Annotated in this window: 17 protein-coding genes; 9 read left to right on the forward strand and 8 right to left on the reverse strand. The window is 60.9% G+C overall.

Features of this window, described 5'->3' with window-relative positions:
• The first annotated feature begins 103 nt into the window (after nucleotides 1-103).
• The 3 genes from FJD34_RS10795 to FJD34_RS10805 all read left to right on the forward strand — a co-directional run bounded on the left by FJD34_RS10795 (nucleotide 104) and on the right by FJD34_RS10805 (nucleotide 3,570).
• A complete protein-coding gene (locus FJD34_RS10795) occupies nucleotides 104-2,053 on the forward strand; it encodes a DNA topoisomerase III (RefSeq protein WP_032860216.1) in 1,950 nt (649 codons plus the stop codon).
• A 125-nt stretch (nucleotides 2,054-2,178) separates the two neighbouring features.
• Complete coding sequence (locus FJD34_RS10800) at nucleotides 2,179-2,619, forward strand: CBS domain-containing protein (RefSeq protein ID WP_032860217.1); 441 nt, start codon at nucleotides 2,179-2,181, stop codon at nucleotides 2,617-2,619.
• 621 nt (nucleotides 2,620-3,240) lie between these two features.
• Nucleotides 3,241-3,570, forward strand: a complete 330-nt coding sequence (locus tag FJD34_RS10805; protein WP_029296579.1) for a hypothetical protein — start codon at nucleotides 3,241-3,243, stop codon at nucleotides 3,568-3,570.
• Nucleotides 3,571-3,630: 60 nt separating this feature from the next.
• Here FJD34_RS10805 and FJD34_RS10810 read toward each other — a convergent pair whose 3' ends face one another.
• Nucleotides 3,631-4,533: a LysR family transcriptional regulator gene (locus FJD34_RS10810; protein WP_032860218.1), complete on the reverse strand. Its 903-nt coding sequence runs from the start codon at nucleotides 4,531-4,533 to the stop codon at nucleotides 3,631-3,633.
• Between the two features lie 132 nt (nucleotides 4,534-4,665).
• Here FJD34_RS10810 and FJD34_RS10815 point away from each other — a divergent pair, with 132 nt between their 5' ends.
• From FJD34_RS10815 to FJD34_RS10825, 3 genes are read left to right on the forward strand one after another with little or no spacing between them, the layout of a single operon-like run.
• On the forward strand, nucleotides 4,666-5,364 hold the full coding sequence (locus FJD34_RS10815) for a CoA transferase subunit A (RefSeq protein WP_010211319.1): 699 nt from the start codon (nucleotides 4,666-4,668) through the stop codon (nucleotides 5,362-5,364).
• Between the two features lie 31 nt (nucleotides 5,365-5,395).
• The gene (locus FJD34_RS10820; RefSeq protein WP_032860219.1) at nucleotides 5,396-6,055 is read left to right on the forward strand and encodes a CoA transferase subunit B; all 660 of its coding nucleotides are present in this window, start codon (nucleotides 5,396-5,398) and stop codon (nucleotides 6,053-6,055) included.
• Between the two features lie 11 nt (nucleotides 6,056-6,066).
• Nucleotides 6,067-7,248 carry an acetyl-CoA C-acetyltransferase gene (locus tag FJD34_RS10825; protein ID WP_032860220.1) on the forward strand — a complete coding sequence of 394 codons (1,182 nt, stop codon included), beginning with the start codon at nucleotides 6,067-6,069 and terminating at the stop codon, nucleotides 7,246-7,248.
• A gap of 123 nt (nucleotides 7,249-7,371) precedes the next feature.
• Here FJD34_RS10825 and FJD34_RS10830 read toward each other — a convergent pair whose 3' ends face one another.
• Nucleotides 7,372-7,782, reverse strand: coding sequence for a PaaI family thioesterase (locus FJD34_RS10830; RefSeq protein ID WP_032860221.1), 411 nt, complete (start codon nucleotides 7,780-7,782; stop codon nucleotides 7,372-7,374).
• A 170-nt stretch (nucleotides 7,783-7,952) separates the two neighbouring features.
• Here FJD34_RS10830 and FJD34_RS10835 point away from each other — a divergent pair, with 170 nt between their 5' ends.
• Entirely contained in the window at nucleotides 7,953-8,732 is a 780-nt protein-coding gene (locus tag FJD34_RS10835) for a DUF4349 domain-containing protein (protein ID WP_090290821.1), read from the forward strand.
• A gap of 2 nt (nucleotides 8,733-8,734) precedes the next feature.
• Here FJD34_RS10835 and FJD34_RS10840 read toward each other — a convergent pair whose 3' ends face one another.
• The 4 genes from FJD34_RS10840 to FJD34_RS10855 form a co-directional block, all read right to left on the reverse strand.
• Nucleotides 8,735-9,820 (reverse strand): DUF1615 domain-containing protein, encoded by a 1,086-nt coding sequence (locus tag FJD34_RS10840; protein ID WP_090290820.1) that lies wholly within the window; start codon nucleotides 9,818-9,820, stop codon nucleotides 8,735-8,737.
• A gap of 177 nt (nucleotides 9,821-9,997) precedes the next feature.
• Nucleotides 9,998-10,972, reverse strand: a complete 975-nt coding sequence (gene hemB, locus FJD34_RS10845) for a porphobilinogen synthase (protein WP_032860226.1) — start codon at nucleotides 10,970-10,972, stop codon at nucleotides 9,998-10,000.
• Nucleotides 10,973-11,093: 121 nt separating this feature from the next.
• Complete coding sequence (locus FJD34_RS10850) at nucleotides 11,094-11,936, reverse strand: PhzF family phenazine biosynthesis protein (protein WP_032860228.1); 843 nt, start codon at nucleotides 11,934-11,936, stop codon at nucleotides 11,094-11,096.
• Between the two features lie 3 nt (nucleotides 11,937-11,939).
• Entirely contained in the window at nucleotides 11,940-12,638 is a 699-nt protein-coding gene (locus tag FJD34_RS10855; protein WP_065943676.1) for a glutathione S-transferase N-terminal domain-containing protein, read from the reverse strand.
• A gap of 251 nt (nucleotides 12,639-12,889) precedes the next feature.
• On the opposite strand from FJD34_RS10855, the gene FJD34_RS10860 reads away from it, so the two are divergent.
• Both FJD34_RS10860 and FJD34_RS10865 read left to right on the forward strand, forming a co-directional pair.
• Complete coding sequence (locus FJD34_RS10860) at nucleotides 12,890-13,594, forward strand: hypothetical protein (RefSeq protein ID WP_032860232.1); 705 nt, start codon at nucleotides 12,890-12,892, stop codon at nucleotides 13,592-13,594.
• A gap of 114 nt (nucleotides 13,595-13,708) precedes the next feature.
• Nucleotides 13,709-14,764 (forward strand): permease, encoded by a 1,056-nt coding sequence (locus FJD34_RS10865; protein WP_090290819.1) that lies wholly within the window; start codon nucleotides 13,709-13,711, stop codon nucleotides 14,762-14,764.
• Between the two features lie 54 nt (nucleotides 14,765-14,818).
• Here FJD34_RS10865 and FJD34_RS10870 read toward each other — a convergent pair whose 3' ends face one another.
• A complete protein-coding gene (locus tag FJD34_RS10870) occupies nucleotides 14,819-16,348 on the reverse strand; it encodes a DHA2 family efflux MFS transporter permease subunit (protein ID WP_032860234.1) in 1,530 nt (509 codons plus the stop codon).
• Nucleotides 16,348-17,550, reverse strand: a complete 1,203-nt coding sequence (locus FJD34_RS10875) for an efflux RND transporter periplasmic adaptor subunit (RefSeq protein WP_090290818.1) — start codon at nucleotides 17,548-17,550, stop codon at nucleotides 16,348-16,350. Before FJD34_RS10875 ends, FJD34_RS10870 begins: the two co-directional genes overlap by 1 nt.
• Between the last annotated feature and the right edge of the window lie 13 nt (nucleotides 17,551-17,563).

Raw genomic sequence — 17,563 nt, forward strand, 5'->3', positions numbered from 1 at the left:
GCGCCCACACAAATTGCTGTATATCCATCCAGATAAAGGTTGCTCAATCCCCTTCTTTTGCCCATCCTGCTTCCCATTCAACTGCGTAACGAATGGGCTGAGCATGCGGCTGTACCTCTGTGAAAAACCCTCCCAGGCCAAGGATATCGCGGCCGTGCTCGGCGCCAGGCGCCGGGGCGACGGCTGCTGGCTGGGAACCGACGTCACAGTCACCTGGTGCATCGGCCACCTGCTGGAAACCGCCCCGCCCGACGCCTACGACGCCAAGTACAAACGCTGGGTGCTGGCCGACCTGCCCATTGTCCCGGAAAAATGGAAGATGACGGTCAAGCCCAAGACCGCCAGCCAGTACAAGGCCGTCAAGCGCCTGCTGGGCGAGGCCCGGGAACTGGTGATTGCCACCGACGCCGACCGCGAAGGCGAGATGATCGCCCGGGAACTGGTCGAACATTGCCGCTATCGCGGGCCGATCCAGCGGTTGTGGTTGTCGGCGCTGGACGATGCCTCGATCCGCAAGGCGCTGGCGTCGTTGAAGCCTGGCGCAGAGACCTTCAACCTCTACCATTCGGCCCTGGGTCGCTCCCGCGCCGACTGGCTGATCGGCATGAACATGAGCCGCCTGTTTACCCTGCTCGGCCGCCAGTCCGGCTACCAGGGCGTGCTGCCGGTGGGTCGGGTGCAAACCCCGACCCTGCGCCTGGTGGTGGACCGTGACCGTAGCATTGCCGACTTTGTCCCCGTGGCGTACTGGGCCATTGATGTCGAATTGCGCCATCAGTCGATGAGCTTTATCGCGCAATGGCGCGCCGCCGACGATATCTGCGACGACCAGGGCCGCTGCCTCAACCCGCAACGCGCGCAACAGGCCGCCAGCGCGATGAGCAACGCGGCCAGCGCCCGGCTGGTGAAGTTGCGCACAGAGCGCATGCGCGAAGTGGCGCCGCTGCCCTTCGACCTGGGCACCCTGCAGGAAATCTGCTCGAAAAAACTCGGCCTCGGCGCCCAGGAAACCCTGGATATCGCCCAGTCCCTCTACGAAACCCACAAGGTCATCACCTATCCACGCAGTGACTGCGGCTATCTGCCCGTCAGCCAGCATGGCGACGCACCAAGCATTCTCGCGGCATTGGGCCGGGCCGATCCGGCGGTCAATGCGCTGATGCCGCACATCGATGCGCAACGCCGCTCCCGCGCCTGGAACGACGCCAAGGTCAGTGCCCACCACGGCATTATCCCCACTGGGGCCGGCAAGGACCTGGCACAGTTGGCCGGCAAGCACCGCGCCGTCTACACCTTGATCCGCGCCCGTTACCTGGCGCAGTTCCTGCCCAACCACGAATACGACCGCACCCAGGCGGACTTCAACTGTGCCGGCGAAGCCTTGCGCGCCGTGGGCAAAGTGGTGGTGGAGCCAGGCTGGAAGCGGGCCTTGCCCGAAGCCCTGGCGCCAAGCAAGGGTCGCGAGGCGCCGGCCCCACAACCCTTGCCACCATTGGTGCAAGGCCAGGACTACGCAGTGGCCAAGGTCAACCTCAAAGACTTGTGGACCCAGCCGCCCAAACCCTTCACCGAGGGCGACTTGATCAAGGCCATGAAAAACGTCGCCAAGCTGGTGGACGACCCGCTGCTCAAGCAGAAACTCAAGGACACCACCGGCATCGGCACCGAAGCGACACGGGCCGGGATTATCCAGGGCCTGCTGGACCGCGGTTACCTGGTAAAAAATGGCAAGGCATTGTCAGCCACACCGGCGGCCTTCAGCCTGATCGACGCGGTGCCCAGGGCCATTGCCGACCCTGGCACCACCGCCATTTGGGAACAGGCCCTGGATATGGTGCAAAGCGGTGAGATGAGCCTGGAGGAATTCGTCGCCAAACAGGCAGCCTGGATGAGTAAACAAGTGGCGCGCTGCAATGGCCTGCAAATGACCATCAGCGGCCCGGCCAGCCCGGCAGGTCGTGCTGCCACGCCCTGGAAAAACAAACGCAAGCCGGCCAAGCGCAAGACTGGCACCAGCCCGAAACGGGCGGCAAAACCGGCAAGCAAGGGCTAATTGGGTGAAAAAATCCATAAAATGACGCTTTTTGACGGGATATACGCCGCTTTGGGTCTTGCTCCAGCGCCTGCGGTCTAGGATTCTGTAGGCACAGCCCTAATAACAACACCAGAGTGGCCGCCATGAAAACCGTCGCACAGTTGCTCAAGTCCAAGGACCAGAAGAATCAGGAAGTGCATACCATCCAGTGGAATCACACCGTGTTTGAAGCGCTGGTGGTGATGGCAGCGAAGAACGTCGGCGCTTTGCCGGTGGTCAAGGACAACAAAGTCGTCGGCATCATCAGTGAGCGCGACTACGCGCGCAAACTGATTCTCCACGGACTGTCCTCGACGAGCACACAGGTACACCAAGTGATGAGCTCACCGGCGATCACCGTGGACACCCACAAAAGCGTCGAAGACTGCATGGGCATCATGACCGACGGCCACCTGCGTCATCTGCCGGTGGTGGAAGACGGAGAACTGCTGGGCCTGCTGTCCATCGGTGACTTGGTCAAGGAAGCCATCGCTGAGCAGGCGGCCCTGATCCAGCAACTGGAGCAATACATCCGCGGCGAATGACCCTACTCTCGACACCACCACGCCCCCGGTGAGAACTGGCTTATGTAGGAGCTGGCTTGCCTGCGATGGCATCACCTCGGTGTAACTGATGCACCGAGGCGCCTGCATCGCAGGCAAGCCAGCTCCTACATGGATCACTGCTGAACCCGGCCTTGCATGCGACCCACCGGCACAAAAAGTGACGCACAAGTCACCTTTCCCCGCATCCTCCCCTGCACAAAAAAAATTATGTAGTGAGTAAAAATAATCACTACATAACCGTTGACGTAACCATTTTGACCTTGCATGATTCAGACGTCTCCCGGATCGGGAGCGTTGGCAACAAGCGTTTTGAACAGGCTCGTCTGACCGCCGAGCTGTTTTTCCGGATGTGCACTGCCCACAAGGCAGATTGATGAAGCTGACCGGCCCGCAAGGATCGGTACAAGAAGCTCAAATGCTGCTTGTCTTCGTTATGAAACCATTGCGTAGCAGGTCATCAGCAACACTACATGCATCAGGTTCAAGACCCTGCCCGTATTCGGCAGACCGTTACTGACGCCCGGTTTTCGGAACCGGAGACAACTTAAAAGTGTATTAACGAATCAACTGAAGATCGCCAACTGGTCAAGGGGCTTACACATGAATCTGAACAACCAACCAACTATCGACGAATTGGCTGAGATGTTCGCAGCGCAGAAAGACACACTCGACGACCATATCCTGTGGATTGGAAAATCGGGCGAAGTGCAAATTGACTGCCTGGCGCCCCATACCGAAGAAGCCGAGTTCGACCGTAATAACCGCGAACTGGCGGCGCGCCTGAAGATGTACCGCCGCGGCCAGGGTTATGTCGGCAAGAAAGCGGCAGCCGATCGCAACTTTATCGAGCAAGTGTTCGATACACTTAACAATGCCTGGGAGTCTTTCAAGGACAACTCGCAAGTTAAAGTAATCGACCGCTACTACTAAGAATAACGCTACCTTTGTGGGAGCTGGCTTGCCGGCTCCCACATTTGTTTATGTGCAACTTCAACTGTTGGGGTAATGCCCCTTCCCCGCCTCAGCCAGAAAGATATCGAACAGTGCCTGCGCCGCCGCCGACAGCTCATGCCCCGGCTTGGTCAGCACACCAATCGGCCGCTCGATCACCGGCCCGGTCAAGGTGATGCAATGAGCGCCCGCCTCCTCCATCTGCTGCGCGCATAACGCCGGCACCGCGCTGACCCCCAAGCCATTGGCAACCATCTTGCCCACTGTGGCCAGTTGATGACTTTCGAGGGCCACGGGTAACTTCATTTGCAAGGCACCGAGGTGTTCTTCCAGCATCACCCGCACAGTGGAAGGCCGCTGCAGGGTGATAAAAGGTTGCACCAGCAGGGTTTTCCAATCGATCTCGGCCATTTGCGCCAATGGCGAATCGCCGGGCACGACGGCGATAAAGCGGTCCAGGTACAGCGGGGTGAATGCCAGCGACGACCCCGGCGCCGGTTCGAACGCTACCCCCAACTCCACCTGGCGATCACGGACCATTTCCAGCACTTGTTCGTTGATCAGGTCATGCACCGTCACGTTGACCTGAGGAAAGCACGCGCGAAAGATCTTCAAGATCGGCGGCAGCAGGTTGCCGGCAAACGACGGCATCGCCGCCACCGTTACCCGCCCACGTTGCAGGGTAAAACGCTGGCGCAATTCATCTTCGGCATTGTCCCAATCGGCAATCAGACGACGCGCAAGCGGCAACAAGGATTCACCTTCAGGGGTCAGTGCCACGTTACGGGTATTGCGGCTGAAAAGGCGCCCGCCCAAGCCCTCTTCCAGGCCCTTGATGGTCAGGCTCAGGGCCGACTGGGACAAATGCAGGCGCTCACAGGCGGCGGCAAAACTCAGGCTTTGGGCCACGGCAAGGAAGGCCCGCATCTGTTTAACTGTCATGACGCTGCTCCAACGCATGGGTAATTGTGCTGTTTTTTAAATCAATCAACCTTAAAAAACAACTTAACAAATCAATCCGTCGGCGCAACACTCGGTTCACTGGCTGGACCACAAACAATAAAAGAGGTGCATATGGCAGGTTTCGATAAACGCGTGGCGTCCTATGAAGAAGCGCTGGCAGGCCTGGAAGATGGCATGACCGTACTCTCCGGTGGTTTTGGCCTGTGTGGCATCCCGGAAAATCTCATCGCCGAAATCAAGCGCAAAGGCACCCGCGACCTGACGGTGGTTTCCAACAATTGCGGCGTCGACGGTTTCGGCCTGGGCGTGTTGCTGGAAGAAAAACAGATCAGTAAGGTCATCGCCTCCTACGTCGGTGAAAACGCCCTGTTCGAGAAGCAACTGCTCAGCGGCGAAATCGAAGTGGTGTTGACGCCCCAAGGCACCCTGGCGGAAAAAATGCGCGCAGGCGGCGCCGGCATCCCGGCCTTCTTTACCGCCACCGGCGTCGGTACCCCGGTCGCCGAAGGCAAGGAAACCCGTGAATTCAACGGTCGCCCGTATCTGATGGAAGAATCCATTACCGGCGACTTCGCCATCGTCAAAGGTTGGAAAGCCGACCATTTCGGCAACGTGATCTACCGCCACACGGCGCAAAACTTCAACCCGCTGGCGGCCACCGCCGGCAAGATCACCGTGGTTGAAGTCGAGGAAATCGTCGAACCGGGCGAGTTGGACCCGGCGCAGATCCACACCCCTGGCATCTACGTCGACCGGATCATCTGCGGCACATTCGAGAAGCGCATCGAACAGCGCACCGTCCGCAAGTAATCCTCTAGCCCGAATAATAAGGACACATAAAATGGCTCTTACCCGCGAACAAATGGCTCAACGCGTCGCCCGCGAAATGCAGGACGGCTTCTACGTCAACCTCGGCATCGGCATCCCGACCCTGGTGGCCAACTACATCCCCGACGGCATGGAAGTGATGCTGCAGTCGGAAAACGGCCTGCTGGGCATGGGTCCGTTTCCTACCGAAGACACCATCGACGCCGACATGATCAACGCCGGCAAGCAGACCGTTACCGCACGCATCGGCGCCTCGATTTTCTCTTCCGCCGAATCCTTCGCCATGATTCGTGGCGGGCATGTCGACCTCACGGTACTCGGCGCCTTTGAGGTGGATGTACATGGCAACATCGCGTCCTGGATGATCCCAGGCAAGCTGGTCAAGGGCATGGGCGGCGCCATGGACCTGGTGGCCGGCGCAGAAAACATCATCGTGATCATGACCCACGCCTCCAAGGACGGTGAGTCCAAGTTGCTCAGCCAATGCAGCCTGCCGCTGACCGGTGCCAACTGCATCAAGCGCGTGCTGACGGACCTGGCCTACCTGGAAATCGAAAATGGCGCTTTTGTCCTCAAGGAACGCGCACCTGGCGTCAGCGTTGAAGAGATTGTCAGCAAGACCGCCGGTAAACTGATCGTCCCGGACCACGTTCCAGAAATGCATTTCCAGTGAGGACAGATTCCATGCAAGACGTCGTGATTGTTGCTGCCACCCGCACCGCCGTGGGCAGCTTCCAAGGTGCCCTGGCGAGCATCCCGGCACCGGAACTGGGCGCTGCGGTGATCCGCCGCCTGCTGGAGCAGACGGGTCTCGATCCTGCGCAAGTGGATGAAGTGATCCTCGGCCAGGTGCTGACCGCAGGCAGTGGCCAGAACCCGGCGCGCCAGGCGTCGATCCTCGCCGGCCTGCCGCATGCGGTGCCGAGCCTGACCTTGAACAAGGTCTGCGGCTCGGGCCTCAAGGCCCTGCACCTGGGCGCGCAAGCCATCCGCTGCGGTGACGCCGAGGTGATCATCGCTGGCGGCATGGAGAACATGAGCCTGGCCCCCTACGTACTGCCATCCGCCCGCACCGGCCTGCGCATGGGCCACGCGAAGATGGTCGACAGCATGATCACCGACGGCCTGTGGGATGCGTTCAACGACTACCACATGGGTATCACTGCGGAAAACCTGGTGGACAAATACGGTATCAGCCGTGAAGCCCAGGACGCGTTCGCCGCCGCCTCCCAGCAAAAAGCCGTCGCCGCGATTGAAGCCGGGCGCTTTGCCGACGAGATAACGCCGATCCTGATTCCCCAGCGCAAAGGCGACCCGATTGCCTTTGCCGTGGACGAGCAACCCCGTGCCGGCACCACCGCCGAATCCCTGGGCAAGCTCAAGCCAGCCTTCAAGAAAGACGGCAGCGTCACCGCCGGCAACGCGTCGAGCCTCAATGACGGCGCCGCTGCGGTGCTGCTGATGAGCGCCGACAAAGCCAAGGCCCTCGGCCTGCCGGTCCTGGCGCGTATTGCCAGCTACGCCAACGCAGGTGTCGACCCGGCAATCATGGGCATTGGCCCGGTGTCTGCGACCCGCCGTTGCCTGGACAAGGCCGGCTGGCAACTGGCCGACCTGGACCTGATCGAAGCCAACGAAGCGTTTGCCGCACAGGCACTGGCGGTGGGCAAGGAACTGGAGTGGGATGCGAGCAAGGTCAACGTCAACGGCGGCGCGATTGCCATCGGCCACCCGATTGGCGCTTCAGGCTGCCGCGTGCTGGTGACCCTGCTGCATGAAATGATCAAGCGCGATGCCAAGAAAGGCTTGGCCACCTTGTGCATCGGCGGCGGTCAGGGCGTGGCACTGGCCCTTGAGCGCGACTGATTCAACGAGCAACATGAAAGAGGCCCGGTTCCACGAAAACCGGGCCTTTTTTTGCCTATCTGATTTGCGAACGTCCTTCAATGTAGGAGCTGGCAAGCCAGCGCCTACAATAGATCGCCATCGTCAGCCAGGTTGGGGTACGGCGAAGACCGCATTGGCCCGCACCACGACCTTTTCTCCCACCTGCAAACTGACCGTGGCAAACGCCATCTGCCGCCCGCGCTTGTGATGCTCCAAGTGCACCTCGATCCACTCCCCTACCTGTACCGCCCCCAGATAATCGAGGGTCATGCTCGCGGTAATCAACGGCAACGGCGGGTCGCTGGAAAACGCCATGGCGTAACCCATGCCAACATCCGCCAGGGTCGCAAGCACGCCACCGTGGACCGTGCCGCGTCCGTTGGCATGGCGATTGTCGGCGCGCAGCCCCAGTTGCAAGTGCAGGCCTTCGCCACGGCAATACACCGGACCAAGCAAGTCCAGGAGCGGGCTGCTGCGGGGCAATGGGATAAAACCTTCAGGAATAACAGTCATGGTCGGATCGTCCTTGTGTGCAGACACAAGGTTTAACCCTGGGCGCGCGTTGCAGCCATCAAGATCAATGCGGCAAATCTGTGGCGATAAGCCTACGCCCGCTTTGCGTTCGCCGGGCAAACCCGCTTTAATCGCCGCGCACTTTATCCCGCACACTTGAAGGAACTGTAATGCGCCATCTGGAAGGCAGATTCACTGCACTGTTGTTATTGACTGGCCTGCTGCTCGGCGGCTGCTCGCCCAAGGAGTACTCCGAGGCCACGGCCATCAGTGGCGAACAGGGCCGGGCCGGCGCGCTGCTGGCCTATGAGCATGAGTTGAGCCTGGCGATGCCAGTAGCCCTGCTGGCACTGCGCATGCAGGCCACTCGCCAAGCCTGTGAGTCGGCGCAGTTCGGCGCTTGCAATATCCTGCGTATCGAAGAGAACAGCGACGGCGGCATGATCGTGCTACGCATTGTTCCAAACGGTGTCGAGCCGTTGGTGAGCATGGCGGCCGAGGGCGGTCAACTGGGCCAGCGTATCACCAGCGCCGAGGACCTGGCCGACGCCGTGGCCGATGTGCGCCGTCGCCAGGAACGCTTGCAGGCCCAGCAAAAACGCCTGGATGAACTGGCTGCGCGCAAGGACATCACCGTGGGCGATCTGATCACCCTCAGCAAGGAACAGGCCGCCATCGAAAACGAGCTGCAGGAACTGGCACAGATCGCCGCCGGCCAACAGCGGCGCCTGGACACCAACCGCGTGACCCTGAACTTCCAACCCTCAGACGGCGAACATCAGCAATCGCGCTTTGCCAGGATGTTCGGCAACCTGGGCGACAACCTGGTCGATGGCACCGCCGATGCCCTGGAGCGCTCCAGCTATGTGCTGCCGTTTGTGATCCTCGCGTTCCCGGTGTTGTGGCTGTGGGTCTGGTTGTGGCGCAAGCTGGTCAAGCGTCGCCCCTGACCTCAGCGCTTGATGCAGCGCTGGTAACGCTCATCCACGCGCTGGGCGAACCAGGCCGTGGTGAGGTTGCGGGTGATCTTCGGGCTTTTGAGCACAATACCCGGCAGGATCGCCCGCGGCAGCGGTTTGCCTTCGGCTTTCTCGGCCAGGGCAAACACCCGCTGGTACAGGGTGGTCTCTTCAAAATCCAGGCGATCGCCCTGCTCTAGCTGGCTGCGAATGCTCGGGTTGCGCATGTCCAGCTTCTTGCCCAATGAACGCACCGCCAGCTCCGTGGTGCCGGGCATGATGGAGCCATGCAGGATCAGATCCCCATCCAGCGCCAGACGCGTGCCCGAGGCGCGGCTGACGGCAGCCTGGAACGCCGCATTGCGACTGGCGTACCAACCGGCGTTGAAATCCGCAAAACGGTACAGCGGCTGGCTGTAGTTCACCGGGTAGCCGAGCAAATGGGCGATGCCGAAGTACATGCCACCCCGTCGGGTAAACACTTCCCGGCGAATGCTGCCGTCCACGGTGTAGGGATAGCCCCTGGCCTGTTTCTCGGCAAAGGCAATGCTCACCTGCATCGGGCCTGCGGTATGCACGGGGTTGAAACTGCCAAACAAAGTGCGCCCCAACGGCACAGTGCCAATGAAATCATCAAAGATACCACTCAGGTCTTTTTCGGTACGCGCAGCGCTCAGGCGCTCGGCGTAGGACTTGCCCGTGGGCGAACGCAGTTGCAACGCGGTACGCACCAGCACGGCCGGCACATGCACTTTGCCTGCACGACGGAGGATTTCATCCTGGGCGATCTTGCCCATGTTCGGCACCGGCGGGTCGACCTGGTAGGTGGACTCCTGCTCGGTCACGGCCAGTACCGCGCAGATATTCTCGGTGCTGGGGTAGATGTCCTGGCTGTCGAAGGCGGTGTAGATATCCTGGGCCCAACCGGCGCGATCCGACACCTTGGCCGGCATCAGCCGCACGATCTGCGCCTTGACCTCGGCCTCACTGCGCTCGGGCTGTTGCTGGCTGCGTTGGGTTGAACAGCCGGCCATGACCAACAAGGCGGCCAGGCAGAGAATCAGCCGGGATGAAAGCATGCGAGGGTGTCCTGTAAGCCGATGAAAGCACCCACTATCTCACAAACCCACACCCACCCCTGTAGGAGCCGGCTTGCCGGCGAAGAACGTCAACGGTAACGCGTACCACCTGAATGAACGCGTTGTTTGTGAGTTTTTCGCCGGCAAGCCGGCTCCTACAGGGGTGTAGCGTCAGGATCAGATCCCGGAAAGCGCCAGGTCCATCGCAAAGTAGGTGAAGATCAAGTCCGCACCGGCACGCTTGATCGAGCCCAGGGTCTCACGCACCACCCGTGCTTCATCAATGGCCCCTGCCTGGGCACCGAACTTGATCATCGCGTATTCGCCACTGACCTGGTAGGCCGCCACGGGCAAGCGCGAGGCTTCACGGATATCGCGGATGATGTCCAGGTAGGCGCCGGCCGGCTTGACCATCAGGCAGTCGGCACCTTCCTGCTCGTCGAGCAGGGATTCGCGCACGGCTTCGCGGCGGTTCATCGGGTTCATCTGGTAGCTTTTGCGATCGCCCTTCAGCGCACTGCCGCCCGCCTCGCGGAACGGGCCATACAGGGCCGAAGCGAATTTGGTGGAATAGGCCATGATCGGGATATGGTTGAAACCGGCCGCATCCAGGGCCCGGCGAATAGCCTGGACCTGGCCGTCCATCGCCGCCGACGGCGCGATCACATCGGCACCGGCGCGGGCGGCCGCCACTGCTTGCTTGCCCAGGTTGGCCAGGGTGCGGTCGTTGTCCACTTCATTACCGTGCATCACGCCGCAATGGCCGTGATCGGTGTATTCGCAGAAGCAGGTGTCGGACATCACGATCATCTCCGGCACCGCGTCCTTGCAGATCGCCGACATGCGCGACACCAGCCCACGCTCGTTCCAGGTGTCGCTGCCGCTGGCGTCCAGGTGATGAGACACGCCAAACGTCATCACCGACTTGATCCCGGCGCGGGCAAAGCGCTCGATTTCACTGGCCAGTTTCGATTCAGGGATGCGCATCACACCGGGCATGCTGGTAATCGGTACGAAATCGTCGATTTCTTCTTCGACAAAAATCGGCAACACCAGGTCATTGAGGGTGAATTCGGTTTCCTGGAACAGGCTGCGTAACTCGGGGGAACGACGTAGGCGGCGAGGACGGGTTTCGGGGAACTGGCTGGACATGAATGCTCCTGAAAAAAACAGGCGAAAAAACCTAGGGGCGAAAGCTTATGCCCTACGCACCCATCAGAACAAACGCTGGGGAACAACAGTTTATTCCCCTGGCGGTAACAATTGCATTGACCTACAGCCGTAGACAGCCCTCTATGCAGAGCGTCACGGCACCACCGATCCAGACTTCATCACCTTGCCGGGCGACACGGATTCGCCCTACACGCCCCATGGTAGTGCCCTGGCTGACCACATACGCATCGGGCGCCAAGCCTTCGCCCAGCAACCACTGCGCCAGGCCGGCATTCAGGCTGCCAGTGGCCGGATCTTCCGGCGCCCCATCACCAGCAATGAACGCCCGCACCTCAAACTGCGCATCAACCTCATCGCGGGCAGGATCACACGGGGCAATCACGCCCACCGCCAGCCCCAGCAACTTTGAATAGTCCGGCTGCAAGGCCAGTACCGCCTGCCGATCAGTCAACATCAGGGCCAGCCAGCCCGCGCCGTTATCGACCCATTGGCTGCGAAGGATCGCCTCGGGCTCAAGGTTCAGGGCCAGGCGTACACGCTCCAGCAACTCAACATCCAACGGGCCCGAACGGATCAAGGGTGGGGCGATAAACGCCAACTCGTCACCCTCGCGGCGGATGCGCACCAGGCCGATCTCGCATTCCTGGATGATCTCGCTGCCCCGGGGCACACCACCGGCTTGCAGCCATGCCTGGCAACTGCCCAGGGTCGGATGGCCGGCGAAGGGCAGTTCCTGCACAGTGGTAAAAATCCGCACTCGGTAATCGGCACGTGGGTCCCGGGGCTGGAGCAGGAAGGTGGTTTCGCTGAGGTTGGTCCATTGGGCAAAGTCGGCCATCTGCTGGTCGCTGAGGCTATCGGCGCCCAGCACTACAGCCAGTGGGTTGCCCTTGAGTGCGACCCTGCTGAACACGTCCAGTTGCTTGAAATCGAAAGTCGGCATGGGTCAGCTCGGAATATTCAGGCCACGGATCACCGCTGGCCGGGCGACAAAGCCATCCAACGCCCGCAGTACATTAGGGAAGTCGGTAATGCCCACCAGATCGCCCGACTCATAGAAACCAATCAGGTTGCGGATCCAGGGGAAGGTAGCAATATCGGCAATGCTGTACTCGTCGCCCATGATCCAGGTACGGCCCAGCAGGTGCTTTTCCAGCACGCCGAGCAGGCGCCGGGCTTCAGCGGCGTAGCGGTCGCGGGGGCGTTTGTCTTCGTAGGCCTTGCCGGCGAACTTATTGAAGAAACCGACCTGGCCGAACATCGGCCCGATCCCGGCCATCTGGAACATCAGCCATTGCAGGGTTTCATAGCGCGCAGCGGGGGCCTGGGGCAGCAGTTGGCCAGTTTTTTCAGCCAGGTAGATCAGGATCGCACCCGACTCGAACAACGCCAGCGGTTCGCCGCCCGGGCCATTGGGGTCGATGATCGCCGGGATCTTGTTGTTGGGGTTCAGGGACAGGAACTCCGGGGAAAGCTGGTCCTGGGTGTCGAAGCTGACCTTGTGCGCCTCATACGCCAGGCCCACCTCTTCGAGCATGATCGATACCTTGACGCCATTGGGGGTCGCCAGCGAGTACAACTGCAAACGCTCGGGATGCTGGGCTGGCCATTTGGTAATAATCGGAAACGCTGCGAGTGAAATCATCGATATACCCCAAGCTGAGAAAAACCCATGATAGCCATCTAGCGGCCAGGCTGCATTGGTCTTCAATCCGCAACATCGGCGCGCTAATCTCGGATTTCAGCGAACCAAAACGCTATGGCGCACTCTTAGAAGCGCTTGAACGGTTGAATGGAGGCATACCGCCATACTCATGGAAAACCGCACGATGCTTGGAGCGTCGCTGTGGCTGGGCCTTGCGGTCTTGATCCGAAGCACTGAAGACTCGAAACCTCATGACAATCAAGCCTCTGTGCCTTGGTAAACGCTTTAAACGATATGCTTACTACCTGCTACCGATGTTCTTCGTAGGCGGCGCCTTGATGCTGGCCTTCGAAGCTCGCGAAAGCAGTGCCGAGCCGAAGAACGGCGTACAGACCCTGGTCTTCCTGCGCCATGGCGAAAAACCCGCCGGCGGCCTGGGCCAGCTCAATTGCCAGGGCCTCAACCGCGCGATGAACCTGGCCACGGTGCTGCCGGAAAAATTCGGCGCCGCCGATTTCGTGTTCGCCGCCAATCCGACGCGCAATGTCGAGGAAGGCGAGTTCGACAATTCCTACAGCTATATTCGTCCATTGATGACCATCAGCCCCAGCGCGATCAAACTTGGGCTACCAGTCAACATCGAGTTTTCGGCCAACGATACCAGCGACCTGGCTGACGAATTGATGGAAGACAAATACCACAACTCCACCATCTACACGGCCTGGTCCCACGGCTACCTGCCGGAGTTGATCAATAAGGTGGCGAGCGAAGCGGTCGGTGAGAAATACACCATCACCGAAGACTGGTCCGGCGGTGACTTCGACACGTTGTACGTGCTGACCCTGACCTGGCACAACGGCAAGGCCAGCCTGCTCAGCCGCAACTACAAGCAAGGGCTGGATAACGGCTTGCACACGTGCCCGGATGCGACGCACGTAAACAACGCCGATGCATGACCTTGCCGGCGATCGCGTCCCGTCTGACAGGCCGCTATCGCCACCAAGCTGGCTCCTACAAGGTTCATGACCGCGTATGATGCGTCGCTATCGACTTATCTGCGGATCTTGACCATGTCTAACCTCACCTCTGCCAGCCCTGCACGCGGCTGGTCCTTCTGGTGGAAACCGGCGCTGTTCCTGTTGGTGGCCTGCGTCGGCCTGTATTACGTGAAGTGGTCGCCCTACTACTTCAAGGCCTTCGTCGCGGCCGACAGCCATAGCATCGGTAACTCGATTCTCAATGACCAGCAAGGCTCGCCATTGGCGGCGGCCCTGGCCTATGCCCAGGTGTATTTCCTCGCGATCTGGAAAGCCGCCGTGCTGGCGGTGATTCTCGGCTCGTTGCTGCAGGTCTTGATTCCACGGGACTGGCTGTTGCGCTTGTTCGGCCGCGCCGGGCTTGGCTCCACGGTACGCGGCGGGCTGTTCGCCCTGCCGGGCATGATGTGCAGTTGCTGCGCCGCGCCAGTGGCGGCCGGCATGCGCCGCCAACAGGTTTCGGTGGGGGCCGCGCTGGCGTTCTGGATGGCCAACCCGGTGCTCAACCCGGCCACGCTGGTGTTCATGGGCTTTGTCCTGGGCTGGGACTTTGCCGCGCTGCGGCTGGTGGCCGGGATCGTGCTGGTGATCGGGGTAGCGTTGATCGCCCAACGTATCGCTCGTCCTGAGCAAGTGCCACAGGTGGCGCTGGAGGCCGTGGCCGACGTCAGTGGCACCGAGACCCAGCCGTTCCTCAGCCGCTGGTTGCGCACCCTGTGGCAGTTGTTCTGGAGCACCATCCCGGTGTACATCCTGGCGGTGTTGCTGCTGGGCGCGGCGCGGGTGTGGCTGTTTCCCCATGTGGATGGCGCAATGGCCGACAGCTTGCTGTGGCTGGTGCCGCTGGCGATTGTCGGCACCTTGTTTGTGATCCCGACGGCGGCGGAAATCCCGATTGTGCAAACCATGATGGCCCTCGGGCTGGGGACCGGGCCGGCGGTGGCACTGTTGATGACCCTGCCGAGCGTGAGCCTGCCGTCACTGTTGATGCTGCGCAAGGATTTCGATGCGCGGGTGCTGGTGACGGTGGCTGGGCTGACCATGCTGATGGGGGTGGTGTGTGGGTTGGTCGCGGTGGTGGTTCTTTAGTGACTCAGTGAATGTTGGGGCACCCCCACATGTTTGACCGCATGCACTGCAAGATCAGTGACCTGACGCCGCCGGCCCCGCCTTCGCGGTAAACGGCGGTTTGGCCAGCCACACCAGCAGGATCAAGCCCATGAACATCCACCCCAGCAACGTGAAGTAATCCACGGTGGACATCATATAGGCCTGGCTGGTGAGGACCTGGTCCAGTTGCGCATAGGCCTTGTGCCCGGCACCGCCCAGGGCATTGAGCGCATCCCGCGTGGCGGAGTCATAGGTGCTCATGCTCTCACTCATGTAGGCATGATGCTGATCGGCCCGGCGAATCCAGATCCAGGTGGTCAGCGACGCCGCAAAGCTGCCGCCCAGGGTCCGCAGGAATGTCGCCAGGCCTGCGCCGTCGGCGATCTGGTGGGGTGGCAGGTCAGACATCAGGATGCTCAAGGTCGGCATAAAGAACAGTGCCACACCGATGCCCATGAACAGTTGCACCATGGCGATGTGCTGGAAGTCCACTTCATTGGTGAACCCGGCGCGCATAAAGCAGCTCAGGCCAATCGCCAGGAATGCCAGGCCGGCCAGCAGGCGCAGGTCGAACTTGTGCGCGTATTTGCCGACAAACGGTGACATCAACACCGGCAGAATCCCGATCGGCGCCACGGCCAACCCGGCCCAGGTCGCGGTGTAGCCCATCTGCGTCTGCAGCCACTGCGGCAGGATCAGGTTGATGCCAAAAAACCCGGCGTAGCCCAGCACCAGCACAATAGTGCCAATGCGAAAATTGCGGTGGGCAAACAGCCGCAAGTTGACCACCGGGTGTTTATCGGTCATTTCCCAGATCACGAACACCGCCAGGGCGATCACCGAGATGGCCGCGCCGATGATGATGAAGTTGGACTCGAACCAGTCCAGGTCGTTGCCCTTGTCGAGGATGATCTGCAAGGCCCCGACCCCGACGATCAGGCTCAACAACCCGACGTAATCCATCGGTTGATGGCTGGTCACCACCGGGCGCTTCTTGAGCTGGGAGCGCACCACCATCACCGCAAAAATCCCGATGGGCACGTTGATAAAGAAGATCCACGGCCAGCTGTAGCTGTCGGTGATCCAGCCACCGAGAATGGGACCTGCAATCGGTGCCACCACCGTGACCATCGCCAGCAACGCCAGGGCCATGCCGCGCCTGGCGGGCGGATACACCGCAATCAGCAGGGTCTGGGTCATCGGGTACAACGGCCCCGCCACCAGGCCTTGCAGCACCCGAAACCCGATGAGCTCGGGCATCGAGGTGGAGACACCACACAGGAACGAGGCCAGCACAAACAGGAGGGTGGCCCACAAAAACAACTTCACTTCGCCAAAGCGCCGGCTCAACCAGCCGGTCAGCGGCAAGGCAATCGCATTGCTCACCGCAAACGAGGTGATGACCCAGGTGCCCTGCTCCGAACTCACCCCCAGGTTGCCGGAAATGGTCGGCAACGCCACGTTGGCGATGGTGGTGTCGAGCACCTGCATGAAGGTCGCCAGGGACAGGCCAATGGTGGCCATCAGCAAGCTGGGCGGTGTGAAGGAGGCGTTATCGCTCATTAGCGTTGCGCTGCCTTGGGCACGGCCACGCTGTTGTCATGGATCAGTTGGGTGATCATCGCGTCGGCTTCGCTCAACTGGCGGTCGTACACATTGGTGCTGAACGAGGCTTTTTGCGGCGGCTGTTGCGCCAGCACCGGGCCGCTCTGGTCGTGCAGATTGACCTCCACCTGGGTCGACAAACCCACCCGCAATGGGTGTTTGGCCAGCTCCTCGGCATTGATATGAATGCGCACCGGCACCCGCTGCACAATCTTGATCCAGTTACCGGTGGCGTTCTGCGCCGGCAGCAAGGCAAAGGCGCTGCCGGTTCCGGCGCCGAGGCTGTCGACGGTGCCGCTGTACTTCACATCACTGCCGTAGAGATCGGCCTCGATGTCTACCGGCTGGCCAATGCGCATATTGCGCAGTTGGGTTTCCTTGAAGTTGGCGTCGATCCACAGTTGGTCCAGGGGAATCACCGCCATCAATGCGGTGCCCGGTTCGACACGCTGACCCAGTTGCACGGTGCGCTTGGCGACGTAGCCGGTGACCGGTGCGATCAGGGTACTGCGCGCATTGGCCAGATAGGCCTGGCGTAATTGCGCAGCGGCGGCCTGCACATCCGGGTGGGACGAAATCACCGTGTCATCCACCAGCGCGGTGGAGGTGTTGAGTTGCTGTTGCAGGTTGGCCAGGGAGTTGCTCGCCGCGCTCAGGGCGTCGCGGGCATGGGACAGTTCTTCCAGGGAAATCGCGCCACCCTGGGCAAGGATTCTGCGGCGGTTGAAGTTGTCCTGGGCGGTTTGCACCTGGGCTTTTTGCGCCAGTACCTGAGCCTTCATGCCATCGACATTGCTGTACAAGCCACGCACCTGGCGCACCGTACGCGCCAGGTTGGCCTGGGCGCTTTGCAGGCCGACGGCGGCATCGTTGGGATCGAAGTTGATCAGCACCTGGCCTTCATGCACCAGGTCGCCATCATCGGCACCAATGCTGACCACGGTACCGGTGACCAGCGGGGTGATTTCCACCACATTGCCGTTGACGTAGGCGTCATCAGTGCTTTCGCTCCAACGGCCATACAGTTCGTGCCAACCCCACACACCGACGATGCCGAGGACCACGATCAGGGTCAGGCCCAGCAGCATGATTTTGCGTTTGCGCGGGTTGCTGTCGTTGGGTTGGGGTTCAGCGGTGTTGTTTGCTTGGGCAGTCGCCATGACAAGTACCTTG

It is taken from the genome of Pseudomonas brenneri (assembly GCF_007858285.1).
Classification (GTDB): domain Bacteria; phylum Pseudomonadota; class Gammaproteobacteria; order Pseudomonadales; family Pseudomonadaceae; genus Aquipseudomonas; species Aquipseudomonas brenneri.